Raw genomic sequence first — 21,008 nt, forward strand, 5'->3', positions numbered from 1 at the left:
TATGAACAAATTGTAACACATTTCGTCACAAAAATACAGCAAAAAATGCATAAACGCATACGTTTTTTGACCAAATGTATGAATTTTTGGACGAAATGCAGGTATTCTTTCGGTAACAGCGATGTTATTATGAATAAAATGAAAACAATGAAGGTAATGCAGGAAAGGAGGAGCTTATGGAAAACAAGAAGCTCAATCAGGAGGACAAGAAGGCAGCACAGGAGGTGACAGAAATCAGTCTGGAGGACCTCGAGCAGGTGGCAGGCGGCTACAGCCTGCGTGAGAAAAAGAAGGTTGAGACAACTGCGATCAGTGATGACACGATCAGCAGGATTTAAGTCACAGTAAAATCCGCAAAACGAAATGAGGGATTGTATGAAAAAATGGAAAAGTTATTACCGAAGAGGAATATCGCTGCTCTTAGTGGCGGCGATGCTCGCAACGGGAAATGTTTCGGAGGTCTCGGTCGCGGCAGCATCCTATCAGCAGAAGGCAAAGGCGCAGGAAGCCGGCTTAAGGGAAGCGATCCGGGACGGAAAGCAGATGGTACAGGAATATCCGAACGGACTGTTTAACTTTCTGGGAACCCAGATGGAGGTGAAGGAGAGTGACAAGGCGCTTGAGATTGCCGTGATCCGTCAGGGTGGAACCGAGGGGAGTGCACAGGTAAAGTTTAAAGCGATTGATATCACAAGCTCTTATGGTGAGGACTATAAGATCTATGTGGGAAAGAATCGTTTCCGTGCCATGAAGAAGGGGAAGGATGCATTTCCGCTGATTCAGACGGCAATGGAAAAGAAGGTGGATCTGAGCAAAGACGATACCGCAGAAAGCACCGAGGCGCCGGACGGCAGCAGTGTGGTGGAGGCTGCGGCAGCAGATTATGCCGGCGGTCAGGAGAAGAAGGTTGTTGCAACCGGGAATCCACTGGATCAGTATCCGGACGTGACGGTGACGCCGTATGCCGCAAAGGCAGATAGCAAACCACAGACAGCGAAAACATCCTTAAAGGCAAGCCGCGACGCGCAGACCGGACAGAAATCGGATCGTCCAAACTGGAAGATTGCCGATAACTCCGAGAAGGCAGACGAGGTAAGAGACAATTTTGAAGTCTTTATGGACAATGTTTCCGGAAGTGAGCAGGTGTTAAACTTCAAGGACGGAGAGTATGTCAAATACCTCTATCTGGTGCCGAAGGATGACAAGATTTCCGAGGCAGAGGAGCAGCTTGTCTGTGCACTTCTTCCGGTCGAGGGCAGTGCACCGGTCGGCGAATCCTACAATGCCTATGTCAATATCAAGGATAACGATGGCAGTGAGACGTCTAAGTATACCTTTGCAAAGGATAAGGTGAATGCCTCCGCGGACAAAGCAGTTGTCACGGTTCGCAGAACGGCAGGAATTAATTTCTTTGATTCCGTTTATATCGGAACCGGCGAGGGAAGTGCCAATCAGGGGGCTGACTATAAAGCCGGTCTGAAAAAGGTCGATTTCTATGCCGGTGAGACGGAGAAGAAGGTATCCATTGATGTATTATCAAATGAGTACCGCAAGGCAAGCCGCGACTTTTATGTTCTGTTAAGCCGTGACGGAAGCAGCTATATGAAGGATGCCTGCCAGGTTGTGATCCCGGCAGCCACATCGAAGAAAAAGGCAGCACTGAAAACAGCGACGGCAGCGCAGACCGGTCCGGAGAAGATCAGTCCGAACGGCTGGAAGCCGGCAAATGGTCAGTGGGCTGTTCCGGCGCAGGATATGGACTACAGCGGTGGTAATATCTGGCGTGAGAATAATGAGACACGGTTCCAATATTGGGGCGGTGACCGATGGATCACCACAAAGGACAGTGTGAAGTTGTACGGTGCTTCGGCAGCGGAGTTTGGCTACTACAATTCCGGTAACGGCAGACAGTGGACCACGACCTCAGGCTGGTGGATCTTTAAGAAGACGCATCATCATTCAGAAAAAGAATACGGCGTCAATATGTATTTTGGAAATGATCAGAAGTGGAGCTATAAAGCAGACACAAACTGGGCAGTCTGTAAGAAGTCCTTTGACAACAATAACCAGTGGAAAAATAAGGTGAAGGTTCAGAGCTGGGCAAAGGAAGGCAATCATACCAATGGTTATGTAGGCTGGATGCGTTTATATCTGAAAAAATACACGGCCTCCTGTCAGGCATCCCGTGATAAATTTTATACGCAGCAATATCAGGTCGGGTATGACAGAAATGGAAAGGGAGAACTGGCCTTAAAAAAGAAAACGGATATTACTCCTACTTTAAAGATCGATTCTGTTTCCTCGAATGTACAGAACAGTAAAAACGGGATCAATCAAACGAGCTATGGCAGCGTTTACCGCTCCGATGTGATCCGTTTTAAGCTCGAGAAATTCAACGAGCAGGTACTGGAGCTGAAGGGAATTGAGGCATCAACAGACAACAGGGAATGGCAGAGGATCACAGACGGAAGCAATTTAAATGTTGTATTAAATGCCGATTTCTTTAGTAAATTTGACCTTTATAAGGCAGATACGATCTATTTCAGACCGGTATTGTCCCAGAAGACAGCGAAATTAAAGCTGGAGAATGCCAATGTCAACAGAGGAATGCTCAAGGGCTTTGATGCGAAGGGGAAAGAGTTTACGCTCAAGGTGGGTGATACGGTGAAGGGGCTGACCGGCTCCGGAAATGTTGCCGCGTACAACCCGGCGTTCTCTGTTTATACCACAAGAAATGAGAATGACTACAGGTGGGGCAGGAAGTCCTTTGCGGCAGCAGCGGCAGGCACCTGTCTGACGCTTGATAACAGCAATTCGGCGGGAAATGTTGCCAATATCTCGCTGCAGATGCCATACAATATCGTCAAGCTTGACTACAGCGATACGAAGCTGCAGGTGGAGGCGGATCCGAACACGTACCGCAATACCTACACAAATCTGAAATATGTGATCGCCGGAAAGACGTATAACTGTTCAAAGGCTTCTGATGTGGAAGCAATGCAGACGGCGATGGAGAAGCTGTATCAGAGTGGTACGGATGCACAGGTATCCATTTCCTTTGAATATCTTGCTAATCCAAAATACAAAAACGGCAAGGGCGATCAGGCGCAGATGTTCGGCAAACCGGTCAGCGCAAGTCTGTGTGTGTATGATGACAGCGGTGCGTTGGTTACGGGCGCACCGTATAAACTGACACCGACGGTTGTAAACGGAAAATACCGTTTCTCCATGAGCGGAACATGGAAGAAGCTTGGCTGGGTGGACGGAACCGGGGCAACCATTACAATCAGCGGAAGCCGCAAGGTGAATGGATTAAGTCTGACCTCGCAGGAAACAGAGATTGATTTCCTCGGAAACTCCGGCGGCTATGTGTCCGTGTCTGACGACAAGGGCATGATGAAGGACAGCAGCGGCAACACCTTTGGCAATTTAAACACCGGACTGACCTTCAAAAATGCAAATCCATTTACGGATTACACCATGAATGCCATGATTTCTCCGCTGTTTATCGGCAGATGGGGAGATTATTCCGCAGATACCGACAACGATGGAAATCTTTCCGATGAAAATGTGAAAAGTGCGAAGAAACGTCTCGAAGAGCTTGGATTTTCCGGGGATCTTGCGGGAAGCGTCAGCATTTTCTATGGAAATGTATTCAAATACAGCCCGAACATTTATGCAAACAGCAAGGTTTATTATGATTTTGTGCGACGCGACACATCGACCGGCAATGAAAATACCGTGCTGATGAAGCTGACGCAGAAATCATCCACGGTGCTGGATCCGGATGTTTCGATCGAGAAACCGCTGACTGATGCGACCGTGACTTTTGCCGGTCAGGATGCTGTGACCGGAGACAGCGAAGGCTACTATATCGCAGAAGGTAACTATGAGAAGGGGAAAACCTATATGGCGGACGTCCGCATGGGTGCGATCAGCTTTGTCGGTGCCGTACAGGGAACCGGCTATAAAGAGGAGACGATCGATGTTTCCAAGTATATGTTCCCGACCAATTTCTCAGTGAAAATCGGCGGAACAGACACAGGGATCCGTTCCAACGGAAGCGACAGCATCTTAGATGTTGTCAACGATGACACGACATTTACCTTTGGCTTTAGCTCCAGCGTTGGTGTTAAGGCAAATAAGGCTGTGGTGAAGATTCTTCGCGACGACCGTGAGATTTATTCGAAGACCTTAACGCGTCAATCGGCAGATCAGCCGTTTGAGTTGACCTTAAATACCTTAAAGGCAGGCGTCAAGGGCGGCGACCAGATGACCATTCAGGGAATCTTTACGGATAAGAAGGATGGCAAGGAGATTGACCATGTATATCCTGCAGTGGATGTAGGTATGACCTTCCAGAATAAACTGACGGCGATCGGCATTGCAGCAAGCTTTAAGACACCGTTTACCAAGGTGCTCAAGCTGATCGGAAGTGTCAGCACAAAGTTTGATCTTCCTCTTGATTATGATGTCGAATCTATGGGCAACAAGACGCATTACAATGATAAGAAAACAAATGCGCAGATCAACACGATCCAGGTTGCCTTTGGCTATAACAGCAAGGTCATGGAGGAGCTTAAGAAACAGCAGTTAGAATATCGTGCGGAGAATAAGGGGGAGGCACTGTCCGGAAGAGACAATATCAAGCAGTATATGGAGAGTCTGATGGGCAGTGATGACAGCGAGGATGACGACGGTGACGATGAGAAGGCAACAAGCACACCGGCACCGAAGAAGGATCTGAATGAGAGCAAGAAGGCGGCGGAGAAGGCGCAGGAAAGCGCTGCTCCGGCAAGCAGTACAATGGGAAGCAGCTCCTTCCATTACAATTTCAGCGTTGCGGTGATCCTGACGGTGGAAAGTGGAATTACCGGTCAGGGCAAGCCGGATGGTCAGTATTATTTTAATTCGCTGGCACTGATCGCCGCGGCAGATGCAGATTTCCAGTATACGGTCAGCTACATGACGCCGATCGGAGTGGAGATCCTTGCAGAGCTTGAGGTAGGAGGAAAGGCGGTGGCAGCATTTGCCGCAGAATCCTCAAACGGCAGAATGTACGATGATGTATTCAATGTGACAAAGGCCGGCGACGAGAAGGGGGCATTAAGCCTGAATAAGGATAACTTCTCGCTGTACACCAAATTCATGCTGGCACCGACCATTACCGTGGGCGCGGGTGTTGGTCTTGGCAAGGTGGCAAGTGTTGTCGTATCCGGAACAGCCGATTTTAACTTCGGATTCACTGTACCAATTATGGGACAGAACGAATCTTCCTCCGGATATGGAAATGTTACACTGAGTGCGGCACTGAAGCTGAAAATTTTATTTATCAAAAAGAAATGGACGCTTTACAAGGGTGAGCAGATGAATCTGTTCCAGTATGGTGCAGTCAGCGTGGCAAAGATGTTAAATGACTTCGAGGAGAATTATCTCTATGAGGATATTGACGATATCTCCAATTCGGAAGAATTTGCGAGAGATTATCTGAATAACCGAAGCAAGTGGCAGCCGGTGAAGCTAAAGAAGCGGTCAGTGGATGCCGGCAAAGAGGTTCTCCTGATGGAGGGAGCTTATCCGGATCAGCAGACAAAGATGTTGGATCTGGGCAATGGCAAGCAGCTCACGGTATTTATCAGCGACAGCGGAGAGCGTGACATGATCAACCGTGCCGAGCTGTTCTACACGATCACGAAAGATGGCGGCACAACATGGTCCAGACCGGTCAGTGTCAGCGATGACGGAACCTGGGATGAGGCACCGGCTCTTTATCGTCTGACAGATGACAAGGTGCTGATCACATGGTCCGATGCCGCAAGGGAATTTACCGATCAGGACGGCACCAAGGATGTTTTGTCGCAGCTTGATATCAGTGGTGTATTGTTTGATGTTAATGATAATACGATGACGGACGAATTTGCGGTCACGAAGACAACACAGGATGAAGTGATGGCAGATATGGATCCGATGATCGCCTTTGATGAAGAATCACAGAGGCTGGTTGTTTACTATACGAAGATTGATTACGATGAGCAAAGCTACGAGCATGGCAACAATGGCGATGTGATCGTGGATGAGGATGCCGACAGTGATTCCGAGGTGACAACCTACGGTGATATCATCAATGGCTACAATGCGATCGCATGTCGTATGGCAACATTGAAAAACGGAGCATTGGAATGGGATTCTGCAGATCCGGAGGATCCTGAGTTATATGGTCAGAGACTGTTAGATCTCGGTGTACCGGCAAGGATCGAGGAAACGGAGACTGAGGTACCGGGTGAAACCGTTGAGATCGAGGATGAAAACGGAGAAACGGTTACGCGTACGATCACAGAGACAAAGAAGACCTCAGACGTGATCGTAGATGAGATGATAGATCCGCGTGTCGTAGATTCCGACAGCATTTCCTACAACGGCCTGTCTCTTTATGCGTACACGACCGATGCGGATGCCAATCTGGAGACGAGTGACGATCAGAGACTGTACCTGCAGATCTACAACTTCAGGCAGGATGAGTTCCATCATCCGATCCAGATCACGGGCGATTCTGTCGGAGATTCCAGACCGAAGTTTGTGCGCTGCAAGGGCATGACCTATCTGTACTGGCTGCATGACGGAGATATTCAGTATCTGAATGTCAGCGATATAGTATCGTCCTTAAACAGTGACAGCAGTTATCTGAAGGAAACACAGGTCTCCATGCCGGATGGCAGTACAAGACCGATGTATATCATCAACAAATACGAAAATGATCCGGTTGTCACAGCAATCCGTCATCAGCAGGAGGTCAGCGAGGATGGCAGTGTTGCGGAGAACAAGATCAGTGAATACGATGTGCAGGCAAACGACAATAGCATGTATGTGATCTGGAGTGCACTCGGAACGAGCCAGAAGGATGAAGATAAGTCGGGAGCCGAAAATGTCGTGCGCGAGACACAGCTTTACGGAGCATATTGTGAACCGGAGCTGGAATCTGTTTCTAGCGCATACACATTTGAGGACGATGATACGAAAACGTACCAGTTTGCGGCAGGCAAGGATAAAACAACGTATCCGGTAAGCTTCACGGCATTGAAGGACACAACACTGGAGGACGGTTCGACCCTTTCTGCGGGCGATGTGTTCACGTTTGACTACAAAAAGCAGGAGGATCTGAACGGTCAGACCGGTGTCGTTTCGGCAGGGGATCCGGCAAAGATTAAAACGATCCGTGCCTGTGACGGCTATGGATGGTCAGAACCGGTTCAGCTTACCGATGGACAGGGAGACAACTACGAGGATCTTTCCTTCCGGGTGGATGAGGACGGAAATATTCGCGCCTTCTTTATCAAAGGAAAACAGAAACTCGATGACAACAATGTCTTCGAAATGGATGAAAGCAATATGCAGATGTATGCGCAGACTTTTGTGATCGGAAGTGAATTACAGAATGATGGCATTCAGACGGAGAAGGAGCTTTATGCGCCGGGAGAGGACATTTCCTTCCGGATGAATGTCACCAACGATGGCTTAAAACCGATCGAAAATGCGGAGTATCGGATGTATATCCGGGGGGACAATGAAGTCGTGACCGACGAGGTGGAATGGACGTCTCTTGGAACCGTCACAGAGGATGGCGGAAAGGGAGTGCTTCTCGGAGGAAATACGGTAACACTGCAGTATGATGGTGTCCTGAATATGGGACAGATAGAAGGAACAAAGCTTGTGATCGAGTTGAAGCAGGGGGATGAGATCACTACCGTGGAGAAGGTGCTTCATGAACAGCCGGAGCTGAGTATTTCCGTGGTCAGTGCAGAGCTTGTTGATGCAAAAACAGCATCGGTGAAGCTGCATGTTGTCAATACGGGAAATCAGGATTTTGAAGGAACGGTAAAGGTGAAGGATAAGGAAGAAGTTTTGGCACAGGAAAAGAATGTTAAGGCAGCATATGGAGAGAGCTGCGATCTGACCATGACGGTTGATATCAGCAATTCGAAGTTCGGCGAAGTTACAACCGCAGAGGATGGAAGCAAGTCCGATGCACTGACGCTGACGGCGGAATATGGCGATATCTCACAGCCGTTTAATGTGACAAGAGAAGTGTCCGCATGGGAAGGAAAGGCAGTGGATGCGTTGAGCGGTATCCGGATCGGACAGTGTGAGCTTAGCAATGAAGCAGCTCAGGATCAGGGTATTCCGGATATCATGGATGCGGCACAGACGCTGCAGCCGGTAAAGGATACGCTGAAGGTTTCTGAGGATCAGGTGCTTAAGCTGGAGCCGGTCTTTGACTGGAAAGATGATAGCAGTGAGGCAGCCGAGCTTCAGAAACAGGGGCTTGATCCAAAGGCGATCCTGAATACAAAATGGACCTCTTCGGATGAAAGTGTGGCTTATGTCAATGACAACGGTGTGCTGATCCCGCTCAGGGAGGGCGAGACGGAAATTACCGCAGTCACTTATCCGGGCGGCGAGCTGCAGCAGGCAGATCCATTTGCCGCAAACGGAAATATTGAGGAGGAATACGATGGCAGCTTTGGCTCGTTAAGCCAGACCGACGGAACCGGATGGTTTAGACAGAACCGGGAAATGTACCGTGTGCCGGAGTCTCTGATCACCAGAAATACGATCAAGGTAACGGTCAAAAAGGCAGAAGTAAAGCCGACGCCGACACCGACTGTGACACCGGTGCCGACAGATACACCGTCAAGTACCGCACCGGCCGGCTCGCAGCCGACCGCAGCACCATCCGGTACGCCATCAGTTTCCGCATCGCCGGCACCGTCAGACGCAGGCGTACAGCCGACCGTGAAAAAGACGACGGCAAAGGTGACGATCAACAAAAAGGGGAATAAGATAACCGTTCAGACGCTGTCAAAGGCGAAGGTCTCTGTGACTGTTTACCGGAACAAAAAGACAGCCGGAAAAGGTAAGAAAAAGGGATTGATCCGGAAGTATCCGGTATATCAGACGAACAAAAAGGGCAAAGTGGTGATCCGCCTGAAGAAAAAGCTGAAAAAGAAACAGGCGGTAAGAGTGACGGTGACGAAGAAGGGATACTCCGGCAAAACCGTTGTTAAAGTCAAAAAATAATTCAGGGGTCAAATGAAGTGATCCATGACATTTGTTAAGGTTAAAAACAAGGAAAGCAGTATACCGATTTCAGGTTTGCTGCCAGGCAGCCCGGTAATTTTATGCCGGGCTGTTTGCTTAGAAAGGCAGGAAAAGAAAATGCTGACAGACATCCGGAGTATACTATGTGACAGAATGGAACCGGAACAGAGCGTCTACCAGGAAATGCCCGGAAAGGTGCTTGATTATCCGATCACGATAGGAAATTTTCTTCAGGAAAAAAACGGAGAGGACAGTGCCGAGCAGTTTGCAGAGCTTCTGGAATACAAAAGCAGGCTGAAGAATGCGCTGGAAAACGATCCGGAATATATACGTATCAACCGTATATCCGAGCAGCTTGGCAGATGGCTTAAGCGAAAGAAAAACGAAGCGGGAGAAGGCTTTACACAGGAAGAAATGGCAATATTCAAACAGAAACGAAAACGTCTGCAGAAACAAAAAAGGGAAATCCGGCGGGAAAAGGAGGAAGAGATTTGCGGTATTTACGGCTATGATTACAGAGAGATCCGGACAATGATGTACAAAAATACGGTCTATTTCAGCTGGTTTTATGATCTGCAGAAAATGTTTCCGCAGCTTGCAAAGATAAAGACCGGAGACATCCGGGAGATTCCTCTTTTTGTGTCGCATCTGGAACAGCTTCGAAAGGCATTAGCACAGAAGGAGCCGATCGGGCTGGTGGGAGGACCGTGCCTGTTTGGCGTGGATGAGGTTTTTCTGGAGATGACGACAGACGATGGGGAGCGGGCGGTTTTTGACTGCAGCTGTGACAGACGCTGCCTTGTCGGAAATGACGAAAAGGAGACGATCGAGGAATTTATTGAAAGGCATCCGGAGACGATCGAGGCTGTCCGGATCCGTAACTGTAAAAAGGGAGTGACAAGGCAGGAGTATGACAGTATCCGTTATCTGTTCAGTGTGGCAGAGGTATTTGACGGGAAAATTGTGATTCCGCTTCCGGATCTGTCCTATTTTAAGTACATGGAGGCAATTCTTCAAAATCTGGAGGAAACGCTCCGGGAGAAGGTGATGGAAGAATTTCGCGAAGAATGTTATCGGATCACGGATCATTATCTGGATGTGATCCGTCATGTCGCAGAGGATTATCCGAAGCTTTCCTATCTGGTGGTACATGACAGAGAGGTGGAATTGCGGGAGCTTTTTTATGAAAAAAGAAGACCGTATCTTGAGGGATCAACCTATATGCAGAAGATCACGGGAAGGGATACACGCAAGGAGGCGGTGGTTGATTATATCACAATGCTTGCACTACCGTATTATCTGTATGGGACGCGGTATGTGGTACAGGTGGACAGCGTGGACGAGACGGACTCCGGGCGTAAGTGCAATAAGATTCATGGAGGAGACATGGAACTGATCCAGCTTCTCTATCCGGAATATTTAAGCAGAGACGGCAAAAACACCATATACCGGACAACTGCCGGATATAAGGATTATATCGGACAGCCCGCAGGAGAGCAGGGATGGATGAAGTGAAACGTCAAAAACGGATCATTGCCGGAATCGTTATTCTGGCAGTAGTGGCAGGAATTGTTATGGTGGCAGGAAAAATACAGCGAAAGCCCCCAAAAGCAAAGTCCACAAAAACGGACACATTAAAAATAGTTATTTTGGACAGTGGTGATTACTATTATTCCGATGAAGGAATTGAAAATGGGATCATGCTTGCGCAGGAGGCACTGGAAAAGGAAAGCGGGATATCAATCGATCTGGAGCGTGTGGATGACGGAGGCGATTATGTCAATGGAATTTCCATGGCGAAGGCACTGGCGGAGGATGAAAGTGTGGACTTGGTCATCAGCTTTCAGAATTTCGAGTCGATCGGTGCGGAGGCCGGATTTTTTGAACAGGTACAAAAGCCGTTTATTATTACAATGGGCTGCTACGATGAGGTGGCAGAACGGGGCTATGAATATCTGATCACGGATTTTTTAAGCGGCAGAACGATCGGCAGCAGTATCGGCGAATTTCTGAAACAGGAAAAACGGGAAAACATTGCACTCTGTCATTCGGATACAACATTTGAAAAGGACGAACTAAAAGGGATACAGTCCGCAATCCGGGACAGTGACAATACGAATATTTATTATACTCAGACCGGTCCGTTTGATGAGGATGGTCTGGCACAGCTGCTGGCGAGATGCGAAAAGCTTTCAATTGATACGGTGGTTGCCAACTTTTATACACAGACCGACAGCGCATGGCTGCTTAGCAGACTGCGAAAGAAAAGACCGGATCTGACCGTGGTTGGAGATTATGCCCTTGACAGCTCTGAAATTCTGAAAAAGTATGGAAAGGATCTGGAGGGGGTCGTGATCGTTCCGGTCTATCCGTACGAGGAAAGCGAGGAGATGGAACGGTTTATACGGCGCTACGAGGTGGAAAAGCAGGTTCGCTTTTCGACTGCGGCGGTGCAGTATTATGATCTGTTTCAGATGCTTGGAAAGGCGTATGACAGATGCGGCGGAGAAAGTCAGAGCATGATGCGGGAGCTGAAGAAAAAGGAAGGATATGAGGGCGTTGCAGGAAGGATTTATTTCGATGAAAAGGGACGTCTTTCTTCCGAAAACTGTCCGGTGTTTGTGTGCAGAAACAGCAAGTTTGTGCGAATGAAATGAGAGGGAGCGAGGGATGAAACAGGGATTATTTCAGGAAAAAGCAATGCAGCAGCTGGCAGCACCCGAACAGCTCGACCAGAGAGTGCGGATCATTCCATCCGGTGCATGGATCTTATTTGCGGCGGTTCTGACAGGAATTGCGGCAGCGGTGATGTGGGCGCTTTTTGGGACAGTGTCCAGCGGGGCAGATTATCACGGTGTTATTTTCGACTACAACGATGTGATCAGTCTGCGGGCGCAGACCGGCGGTGTTCTGGGTGACGTTTTAGTCGAGGAAGGTGATACGGTATCGCGAGGCGATGTGATTGCGGTCATCTATAACGAAGCTGCTTTGCAAAGGATTGAGACCTTGCGGGAACGCCAGAAAAGCTATGCGAAGACTTCGCAAAGATACCGTGATCTGGAGGAGAAGATCCGCGGGCAGCGCGGAGAATACATGCTGCGAAGCACCTCGGACGGCGTTGTGCAGAAGATTCTTTTAAACGGGCAGGCAGTCGATGCCGGAGACGTGGTGGCATCGATCGTTCCGCAGGATGATTACAGCTATCAGGAGGTTTATATCTATGTTCCGAGGGAGCAGATCGGCGCGCTTGCGGTAGGTATGGAGGCGCAGATCACGCCGTCGTATGTGACCAGAGAGGAATATGGCTATGTCGAAGGAATTATTTCGAACATTGATGAAAACATTGTGACGGAAAATCATATTGTGAAACATATGGGCACATTGGACTATGTGGAGGAAATCCTGCCGTCACAGAATTGTGTGGAGGTAACCATTCAGCTCAGTGTGAAGGAGACGGGAGATGGAGGCTATGTCTGGTCAAATACGAAGGGCGAGGCGTTGAACATGAAATCCGGCGACCGTTGCCGGATCCGGATCATACGGCAGGAATATCATCCGTATGAGCTGATCCTTCAGAAAATATAACAGGGGGAAGCAATGGAAAATGTAAAGAGAGTGCCGGTGGTGCTGCAGATGGAAGCCGTTGAGTGCGGCGCGGCATCGCTGGCAATGATACTGGCGTATTATAAGCGGTTTATTCCCCTGGAGAAAATGAGGATTGACTGCAATGTGACGAGGGATGGAAGCCTGGCAAAATATATTGTCAAGGCTGCCGCAAAGCATGAGCTGGAGACGAAAGCCTACAAGATGGATCCGGAACAGATCCGGCAAAGGCAGGATTTTCCGATGATCATTCACTGGAACTTCAATCATTTCGTGGTGCTGTGCGGATTTCGCGGGACGGATGCGGTGATCAATGATCCGGCGTCAGGAAGGATACGGGTTCCTGCGGAGGTGTTTGACCGGTCGTTTACCGGAATCGCTCTGTGTTTTAGACCGGGAGAGGCGTTTGAGCGGATCGGCATGCCGGCTCAGACAGGAGGATTTATTAAGAAAATGTGTCGCGGACAGAAGGCGGCATTTGTGTTTGTCATTGTTCTGGGGGCTGTGTACAGTCTTTTGAACGGACTGCCGCCGGTCTTTTATAAAATATTTACGGACCGGATCCTTCTCGGCGGTTCCCCGGAATGGCTGCCGGCACTTTTGCTTGCCATGCTGGCGACAGGTACAGGCATGCTTCTTGCCGGAGGTCTGCAGGTGTTATTTGCCAAACGGCTTCAGGCACAGCTTCGCATCCGGGAAGCGGCAGTGTTTTTCCGGAAGCTGCTCCGGCTTCCGGCGGCATTTTTTGACCAGCGGTTTTGTGGGGATATTGTCTCGAGGCAGCAGGATGGACAGGAGATTATTTCGTTATTTTTTGAACGGATCCTGCCGGCACTTATGGAAGTGATCCTGATGCTCTGTCTGTATGGTCTGATGTTTTCGCTGGATGTCCGGATGAGTCTTGTGGCAGCCGTGGCGGGGATCTTACAGCTTCTGGCGGCTCTTTTGCGGGCGCGCCACTATGGCAATCTTGGGCGCAATTTAAGCCGGGACAGTGGAAAACTGTCGGGGGTGAAGCTGTCCGGAATTTCCATGATCGAGACGATCAAGGCGAGTGGTGCCGAGCAGGGGCTTTTAGAGCGGATCCTCGGCTATCAGACCAGATACGACAATGCCAGGCTGGAGCTGGAGAAAAGCAGGATCCGTCTTGGAATCCTTCCGGGACTGATGGCTGGACTTAGTAACGGTATCATACTGATCCTTGGAATTTATGCGGTATTTGAGGGACAGCAGACGATCGGAACGCTGGCGGCGTTTCAGGCATTTCTGCAGCTTTGCTTCTCGCCGATGACATCGTTTGCACAGGGGCTACAGGCGGCACAGGAGATGAAGGGAAATGTTGAGCGGGTACAGGATGTGCTGGAGTATGAGGACGATCCTTTATCGGGCGGTGCTGCTTTGCCGGAAACAGAGAAGGATTCTTTACCGGGCGGCGCTGCTTTGCCGGAAACGGAGAATGATTCTTTACCGGGCGGCGCTGTTTTGCCGGAAACCGGGAATACCGGGCGGCTGACCGGCAGGCTTTGTGTGCGGGATATTTCGTTTGGCTACAGCCCGGTGACGGAACCGTTGATCCGGAGCTTCTCCATGGAGGCAGAGCCCGGAAAGGTGATCGCACTGGCAGGAGGCAGCGGCAGTGGCAAATCGACTGTCGCAAAGCTGTTATGCGGGCTTTATCCCTGTGCGTCCGGGGCGGTGTTATATGATGATGTCCGGCTGGAGGAGCTGGACATACGGCTTCTTCGCAGGTCAGTTGCCGTTGTGGATCAGCAGATCGCCCTTTTCGGGGGAACGGTCCGGGATAATATCACGATGTGGGATGATTCGATCCGGCAGGAAAAGGTGATTCAGGCATGTAAGGATGCATGCATTCATCAGGACATTATGGCGAGAAAACATGGCTATCAGCATGTGATCCGCGAGGGAGGCTCAGATTTTTCAGGCGGGCAGAGACAGCGGATGGAAATTGCGCGGGCGCTGGTAAAGGATCCTTCCGTGCTGATCATGGATGAGGCAACCTCTGCATTGGATGTGATGACTGAACAGAAGGTGATGGATGCAGTAAGACGGCGCGGGATGACCTGTGTTGTGATCGCACATCGTCTGTCCACGATCCGGGATGCCGATGAGATCATTATGCTGGAGTGCGGTGTGATAAAGGAGCGTGGAACCCACGAAGAACTGATGGCGGCAGACGGTGCATATGCGGCATTGCTTCGAGCGGATGAAGAGGGGGCTTCACCGATAAAGCAGGAATCCGCTGAGCAGGCTGATGCGCAAAAAGGAGAATGAAATTGGAGCAGAGAGAAAGAAAAAGAGAACAAAACGAGATTGCCAGGATTCTGAATTATTACCGGATCTCTATGCCGGAGGGGATCGATCTGCTGGCAGCGGACTGGCATGAAAGCATCCTGCGGCAGTCTGGGTTGATCCCGCGGAAAATCACACTGGAGGGGGCATGGTGGAAGGAAGCATTTCTCCCAATGGAGCTTTACGGCGAGGATGACCGGATCTATGCGGCGGTTCCGGTCGGAGACCACTACCATGTCTGGATCGAAGAACAGGAAAAGGTGGTAGATATGCAGCTTGCAAAGCAGTTTCAGAGGACGGCGAGATGCTTTTATAAGCCATTTTCCTGTGAACACAAAGGGACGGGGATGCTGTGGCGTTTCCTGTGGGAGAGCATTCCGCATACCGATTTGATCGTAATCCTTGTGATCAGTCTGTTTGTGGAGCTGTGCGGGCTGCTGATGCCGTATATCAACAGCGTTGTTTATAATCGTGTCATTCCTTCCGGGACGGCAAGGGAAATCCCGGGCATCGTGGTTCTGGTGATCAGCACCGTTATCTTTTCAACCCTGCTTTCCTTATATAAAGAAATCTGCAGAGTCCGTCTGGGCGAGAAAATGAAGGTGGCAGGACAGAGTGCCGTGTGGCGGCGTCTTTTACAGCTTCCGGCAGCCTTTTTCAAACAATATGATTCCGGAGAGCTGTATCAGCGCACGGACGCCATTGAGGAGATCTGTAATATCATTGGCGGCAGAATGCTTCCGGCGGCATTGACAGCGGTGCTGTCTGTTATCTATCTGTTTCAGATCTCATGGTTTGCCGGTGAACTTATGATTCCGTCGGTTGTGATCCTTTTCATTCAGCTTTGTAATATTGCAGTGGCAGGTATATTGCAGATCCGTCTGCGTGACCGTGAGAACGAGGCGCAGACAAAGGTGACAGGCATTTCCTATCAGTTGATCCGCGGAATCTGCAAGATCAAGATTGCCGGTGCACAGGAGTCGGCATTTCAGGTCTGGGCGTCTGTCTGGAAGCATATGCCGGTCATGGGAAATGCATGGATCCTTTTGTCGCCGGTGATCGCAAAGGTGACAGCACTTGGCGGAAGCATGGCTCTGTACTGGTGTGCCTGGAAGAGTGGACTTTCGACCTCGGATTATATTGCCTTTCAGACCGCATTTTCTTCCTTTTTCGTGTCTGTTTTAATGCTTGCGGACTTTGGCCTGCAGCTTGGCTGTCTCGGTCCGGCGGTCAAAATGCTTCGCCCGGTGCTTTTGGCAGAGCCGGAGCTTTATGAGGACAGGGAAGCGGTGGAACGGCTTGAGGGAAGGCTGGAACTAAACAACATCTGTTTCCGGTATACGCCGGATATGCCGTATGTGTTAGACGGACTTGATCTGCGGATCGAGCCGGGAGAATATATCGGGATCGTCGGTAGCTCGGGCTGCGGAAAATCAACACTGATGCGTATCCTTCTGGGCTTTGAGGTGCCGGAAAGGGGATCGGTATATTATGACGAACGCGAGCTTGGACAGCTTGATCTTCCCTCACTGCGCCGCAGGATCGGCGTTGTTTTACAGGATGGAAAGCTGTTTGCAGGGGATATTTTCTCGAATATCACGATCTGTGCACCATGGCTGACGATGGAGGGTGCATGGGAGGCGGCAGAACGGGCGGGACTGGCGGAGGATATCCGGCAGATGCCGATGGGAATGTTTACGATGATCTCCGAGGATGGTGGTGGCATTTCCGGCGGTCAGAGACAGCGGCTTCTGATCGCGCGTGCACTGGCAAGTGATCCGGGAGTCCTGCTTTTTGACGAGGCGACCTCAGCGTTAGACAACGAGACGCAGGGGCGTGTGGTGGATACGTTGAAGCAGATGAAATGCACGCGTCTCGTTATTGCACATCGTCTGTCCACGATCCGGGACTGTGACAGGATCCTTTATCTGGAGCAGGGAAGGATTGCGGAACAGGGAACGTATGAGAAACTGCTGCATTGCAATGGCAGATTTGCACAGATGGCGAAGCGCCAGCTGTTATAAGAAAGAGGTGATAGTATGTTTACGGCATTTCGCAGACTGGAATGTAAGAAGACAGATATAATATGGATGATACTTGCAGCGGCTCTTTTGGCAGCAGGCATGCTGGTGTGGTGGTATCTGCCTGTGACCCTGTCCGTAAAACGGGACATATCAAACCCGTATTTTGCGACAATGGATCAAAAGGGCAACCGCTATATTATCAATGAGGGGAAAAGCGAGGTTCTCAAAATATCAGGGAAAGGACGCATCACGGCACGGATCGCGTGGGGAGATCACCAGAAGGACTGCTTTGGAGAGGCGGACGAGGTGGCGGTAGGCAGTGATGGCAGCATTTATATTCTCGATATACTCTGGAATGATACAGGGCTTGGTCTTTCCGGCGAGAGGGTGCTCAAGTATACCTCCGACGGGAAATTTGCCGGTGTTGTTTTTGAAAATGATTATACGGATATGATGATCATGAAACGCCATTTGTTTTCACTTGTTGCCCTGAAGAATGAGATTCGTTTTGCGGCGGTGGATCCGGATGGAAAGGGCTTTAGTACATATGTCCTGAAAAACGGACAGACAAATGCGAAAAGAGACCGGTATATTTCCTGGGATCTTGCGGATGAGATTCAGGATTTTGCCGTCAATGAGAATGGCGGATATTTTGTGATCAAAAACGGAACGATCTATTCCTTTGAAAAGGATCCGCTTAAGGTGGTGTACCGGGCGGAAGACCGGACCTGGCTTTTGCCGTATAATCTTTCCTTTCGGGGAGGATATCTGTATTTCACGGATATCTGTGGAAATGGGATATACCGGCTGCAGGAAGGAAAGGAGCAGGCAGAGTGCTTCTGTCCGATGGAAAAGCTGCAGAAGATTACCGGGCTTGATCTGAAGCATTCGGTTCTGGAGACGATCCAGGTGACGGAAAGTGCAGGAAAAGAAATGATCTCCGTTACCTGGGATAATGCTTCGGCTGTGCTGGCAGTGGATCAGGGTGTGTCCGTAAAAATGGACACCAGACAAAGCTTCTATTATGCAGATTCTTTTCTGGCAAAGCTGTTGTTTTGTTTTGTGGTGTGGACATTTTCCGGTGTAACGGCAATTTATTATTCGATGGTGCTGCTTCGTTATCTGATCCATTCGGGAATCTTTCAAAAGAAACGCTTCAGTATCTTTATGATCCTTGGTGTCAGTATTTCGGCACTTGTGGTTATGGTGAGCATGCTCGAACGTTTTAAGGACAGCTACACACAGGAGCAGATCGGCAGCATGTACACGGTGACGCAGATCGCATCGGATATTATGGATACGGATGCACTAAAGCATGTGAATTATCCGACGGATTATGGCTCTGAGGATTACCGGAAGCTGCAGGAATGCATGAATGATCTGATTGATGTGACGAGCCGGTACAGTGAAAATCTCTATTGTAATATTGTTAAAGTGAATGGAGAAAGGGCGTATGCACTGGCATATCTGGATCATTCGATCGGCGCGTATTATCCGCTGGACGAGGGAGAAGCCAAGGAAGCGAAGAAGGTTTACCTGACCGGAGAGCAGTATATCAATGACGGAAAGCAGGATGCGACCGGCTCCTATGTTTACGTTAAGGCACCGGTCAAGGACCGCGCGGGAAGAGTGATCGGAATTATTGAGATCGGCATGGTGTCCGATACGCTGTCCGGAATGATCGATTCGATGCGTACAAGGATCATGGTTGAGATCATCCTGATGGTGATCATCGCTGTTTTCTTATTAAATGAAGGTCTTGCATTTATGGAGGATCGCAGGGATTGGAAACGTTTAAGTCATAAGGAAAGAACACATACCTTTCCAATCCCTTATCTGCGGGTTGTGACGTTTTTCGTTTTTGCGGCGTACAACATGCCGACAAGTTTCCTGCCAGTATATGTGGAACGTTTTTACCGGGAGGATTTTCCGATCACCAGAGAGCTTGCGGGTTCTCTGCCGCTGACGGTCAATTTTGCGATGATCGGTGTCATGTCCCTGTTTGTATCCGGGCTGCTGCGGCGGTTTGGCTTCCGTCTTGTCATGGGCGCCGGGGCTTTATGCTGTGCGGTGGGAGATATTATGATGGCATACTCCGGGAGCTATGGCATGATCTTAGCAGGACTGATCTTAGGCGGTATGGGGTGTGGTCTGTTGATGAACGGACTGTCGATCATCGTGGCAGACCAGTCCGATCAGGTGCAGTCCAAGGGATTTTCGGTCATTAACAGTGCGATCCTGTCTGGAATGATCTCCGGCACGGTGATCGGTGCTGCGATTGCCGAGAAGCTGGGCGAATCCAAAATGTTCTTCTGCTCTGCGGTGATCTGGGGAAGTATGCTTTTCCTGCTGCTTGCCGTGGGTGGTCTGTTTCATATGTCCGGCAAAGAGAGGGTGCGCCATACCGGAAGACTGTCATTTGTGTTTTCCGGACAGGTGCTTGGGTACCTTCTGTTGATCGTCGTGCCGTATGTGATCATCAACGGCTTTACCAGCTACTTTCTGCCGATCTTTGCGGATGGCCAGGGACTCGGCGAGTCACAGACGAGTCTGCTTCTTGTCATGAACTGTCTTGTGGGAATCTTCTTAAGTGAAGCACTGACCGGTCTTACCATGAAGCATCTCGGGAGAGGAACGCTTTATCTTTCGAGTGCGGTTTCTTTGGGAGCTGTTCTGCTGTTTGGGTATTTTCAGACGCTTCCGATGCTTGCCCTTGCGTTGTTCCTTCTCGGCGCGGCGAAAAGCTTTGGCGCAGCGGGACGGGAGATTTTGTTCTGCAGGCAGCCGAAGGTGGCGGCATATGGAGAGGATGAGGCGATGGGATATTACAATCTTGCCGATAATCTGGGCGAATCCATTGGAACCATGGTGTTTGGTGGCATGCTCAGCGTGGGACTGGTCACCGGCATGTGGATCTTTGCCGGAATTTCTGCGGCGGCTATGGGGATTTACGGTTGGCTGCAGCGGGGAAATACCGTGTGATTTTCGCAAAAATCGAATTTAAAAGGAATTTAAAGAAAAAACGCTTGCATTTTATTGACAAATGATATAGAATGTTGGATTGTGATACGTTTATTTTATCCTTGTTCTTTCCTGACAGGGCAAAGCATGCAGGGACATGCCGCAGCCGCTTATCACACGGAGGCGAGCCATGGAGAGAGCCAGAGACCAAAAGGAGGTACAGACAACTATGAACAAGTATGAATTAGCGTTAGTTGTCGATGCTAAGATCGAAGAGGATGTAAGAGTAGCAACTGTCGAGAAGGCAAAGGACTATGTGACCAAATTCGGCGGTAACATCACAAATGTGGATGAGTGGGGCAAGAAGAAGCTTGCTTACGAGATCCAGCACATGAAGGAAGGCTACTACTACTTTATTCAGTTCGATGCTGAGGCAGATGTTCCGGGACAGCTTGAGCAGGCAGTCCGCATCATGGATCATGTTCTCAGATTCTTATGCATCAGACAGGAAGCATAGGAGAAAGGAAGGTGTTTCCTAAGTGAATAAGGTTATTTTGATGGGTCGTCTGACCCGTGATCCGGAGATTCGTTATTCTTCCGGAGAGAATCAGACAGCAATTGCAAGATATACGCTTGCAGTCGATCGTAGATTTAAACGTCAGGGAGATGATCAGTCAGCAGACTTTATCAACTGTGTCGTATTCGGCAGAGGTGCAGAGTTCGCTGAGAATTATCTTCATCAGGGTACCAAGATTGCGGTAACCGGACGTATTCAGACCGGAAGCTATACCAACAAGGAAGGCAACCGTGTTTATACGACCGATGTAGTTGTAGAGGAGCAGGAGTTTGCCGAGAGCAAAGCAGCTGCAGCGAACTACAACGGAAACAGGGATGGCTACCAGCAGGCTCCATCAAGACCTGAGCCGACACAGGCAGCAGGGGATGGATTCATGAATATTCCGGATGCCATCGAAGAGGAATTGCCATTTAACTAGACAGTGGCGTAATAATGAT

10 protein-coding genes are annotated in these 21,008 nt (G+C 49.6%); all 10 read left to right on the top strand.

Features of this window, described 5'->3' with window-relative positions; translation table 11 throughout:
* The first annotated feature begins 176 nt into the window (after positions 1-176).
* The 10 genes from ACZLMD_RS02645 to ACZLMD_RS02690 all read left to right on the top strand — a co-directional run bounded on the left by ACZLMD_RS02645 (position 177) and on the right by ACZLMD_RS02690 (position 20,989).
* Positions 177-338: a hypothetical protein gene (locus ACZLMD_RS02645; RefSeq protein WP_022306644.1), complete on the top strand. Its 162-nt coding sequence runs from the start codon at positions 177-179 to the stop codon at positions 336-338.
* Positions 339-375: 37 nt separating this feature from the next.
* Positions 376-9,075 (top strand): Calx-beta domain-containing protein, encoded by an 8,700-nt coding sequence (locus tag ACZLMD_RS02650; RefSeq protein WP_489495085.1) that lies wholly within the window; start codon positions 376-378, stop codon positions 9,073-9,075.
* A 138-nt stretch (positions 9,076-9,213) separates the two neighbouring features.
* Complete coding sequence (locus tag ACZLMD_RS02655) at positions 9,214-10,611, top strand: hypothetical protein (RefSeq protein WP_489495086.1); 1,398 nt, start codon at positions 9,214-9,216, stop codon at positions 10,609-10,611.
* The gene (locus ACZLMD_RS02660; RefSeq protein WP_489495087.1) at positions 10,599-11,753 is read left to right on the top strand and encodes an ABC transporter substrate-binding protein; all 1,155 of its coding nucleotides are present in this window, start codon (positions 10,599-10,601) and stop codon (positions 11,751-11,753) included. Before ACZLMD_RS02655 ends, ACZLMD_RS02660 begins: the two co-directional genes overlap by 13 nt.
* Positions 11,754-11,766: 13 nt before the next feature.
* Positions 11,767-12,681: a hypothetical protein gene (locus ACZLMD_RS02665; RefSeq protein WP_482522994.1), complete on the top strand. Its 915-nt coding sequence runs from the start codon at positions 11,767-11,769 to the stop codon at positions 12,679-12,681.
* 12 nt (positions 12,682-12,693) lie between these two features.
* A complete protein-coding gene (locus tag ACZLMD_RS02670) occupies positions 12,694-14,991 on the top strand; it encodes a cysteine peptidase family C39 domain-containing protein (protein WP_489495088.1) in 2,298 nt (765 codons plus the stop codon).
* A 2-nt stretch (positions 14,992-14,993) separates the two neighbouring features.
* Positions 14,994-17,033 (top strand): ATP-binding cassette domain-containing protein, encoded by a 2,040-nt coding sequence (locus tag ACZLMD_RS02675; RefSeq protein ID WP_489495089.1) that lies wholly within the window; start codon positions 14,994-14,996, stop codon positions 17,031-17,033.
* Between the two features lie 15 nt (positions 17,034-17,048).
* Positions 17,049-20,015 (top strand): MFS transporter, encoded by a 2,967-nt coding sequence (locus ACZLMD_RS02680; protein ID WP_489495090.1) that lies wholly within the window; start codon positions 17,049-17,051, stop codon positions 20,013-20,015.
* A gap of 208 nt (positions 20,016-20,223) precedes the next feature.
* Entirely contained in the window at positions 20,224-20,511 is a 288-nt protein-coding gene (gene rpsF, locus ACZLMD_RS02685) for a 30S ribosomal protein S6 (RefSeq protein ID WP_118559033.1), read from the top strand.
* A gap of 22 nt (positions 20,512-20,533) precedes the next feature.
* The gene (locus tag ACZLMD_RS02690) at positions 20,534-20,989 is read left to right on the top strand and encodes a single-stranded DNA-binding protein (protein WP_118558962.1); all 456 of its coding nucleotides are present in this window, start codon (positions 20,534-20,536) and stop codon (positions 20,987-20,989) included.
* The last annotated feature ends 19 nt before the right edge of the window (positions 20,990-21,008 follow it).

The organism is Jutongia sp. (assembly GCF_057878315.1).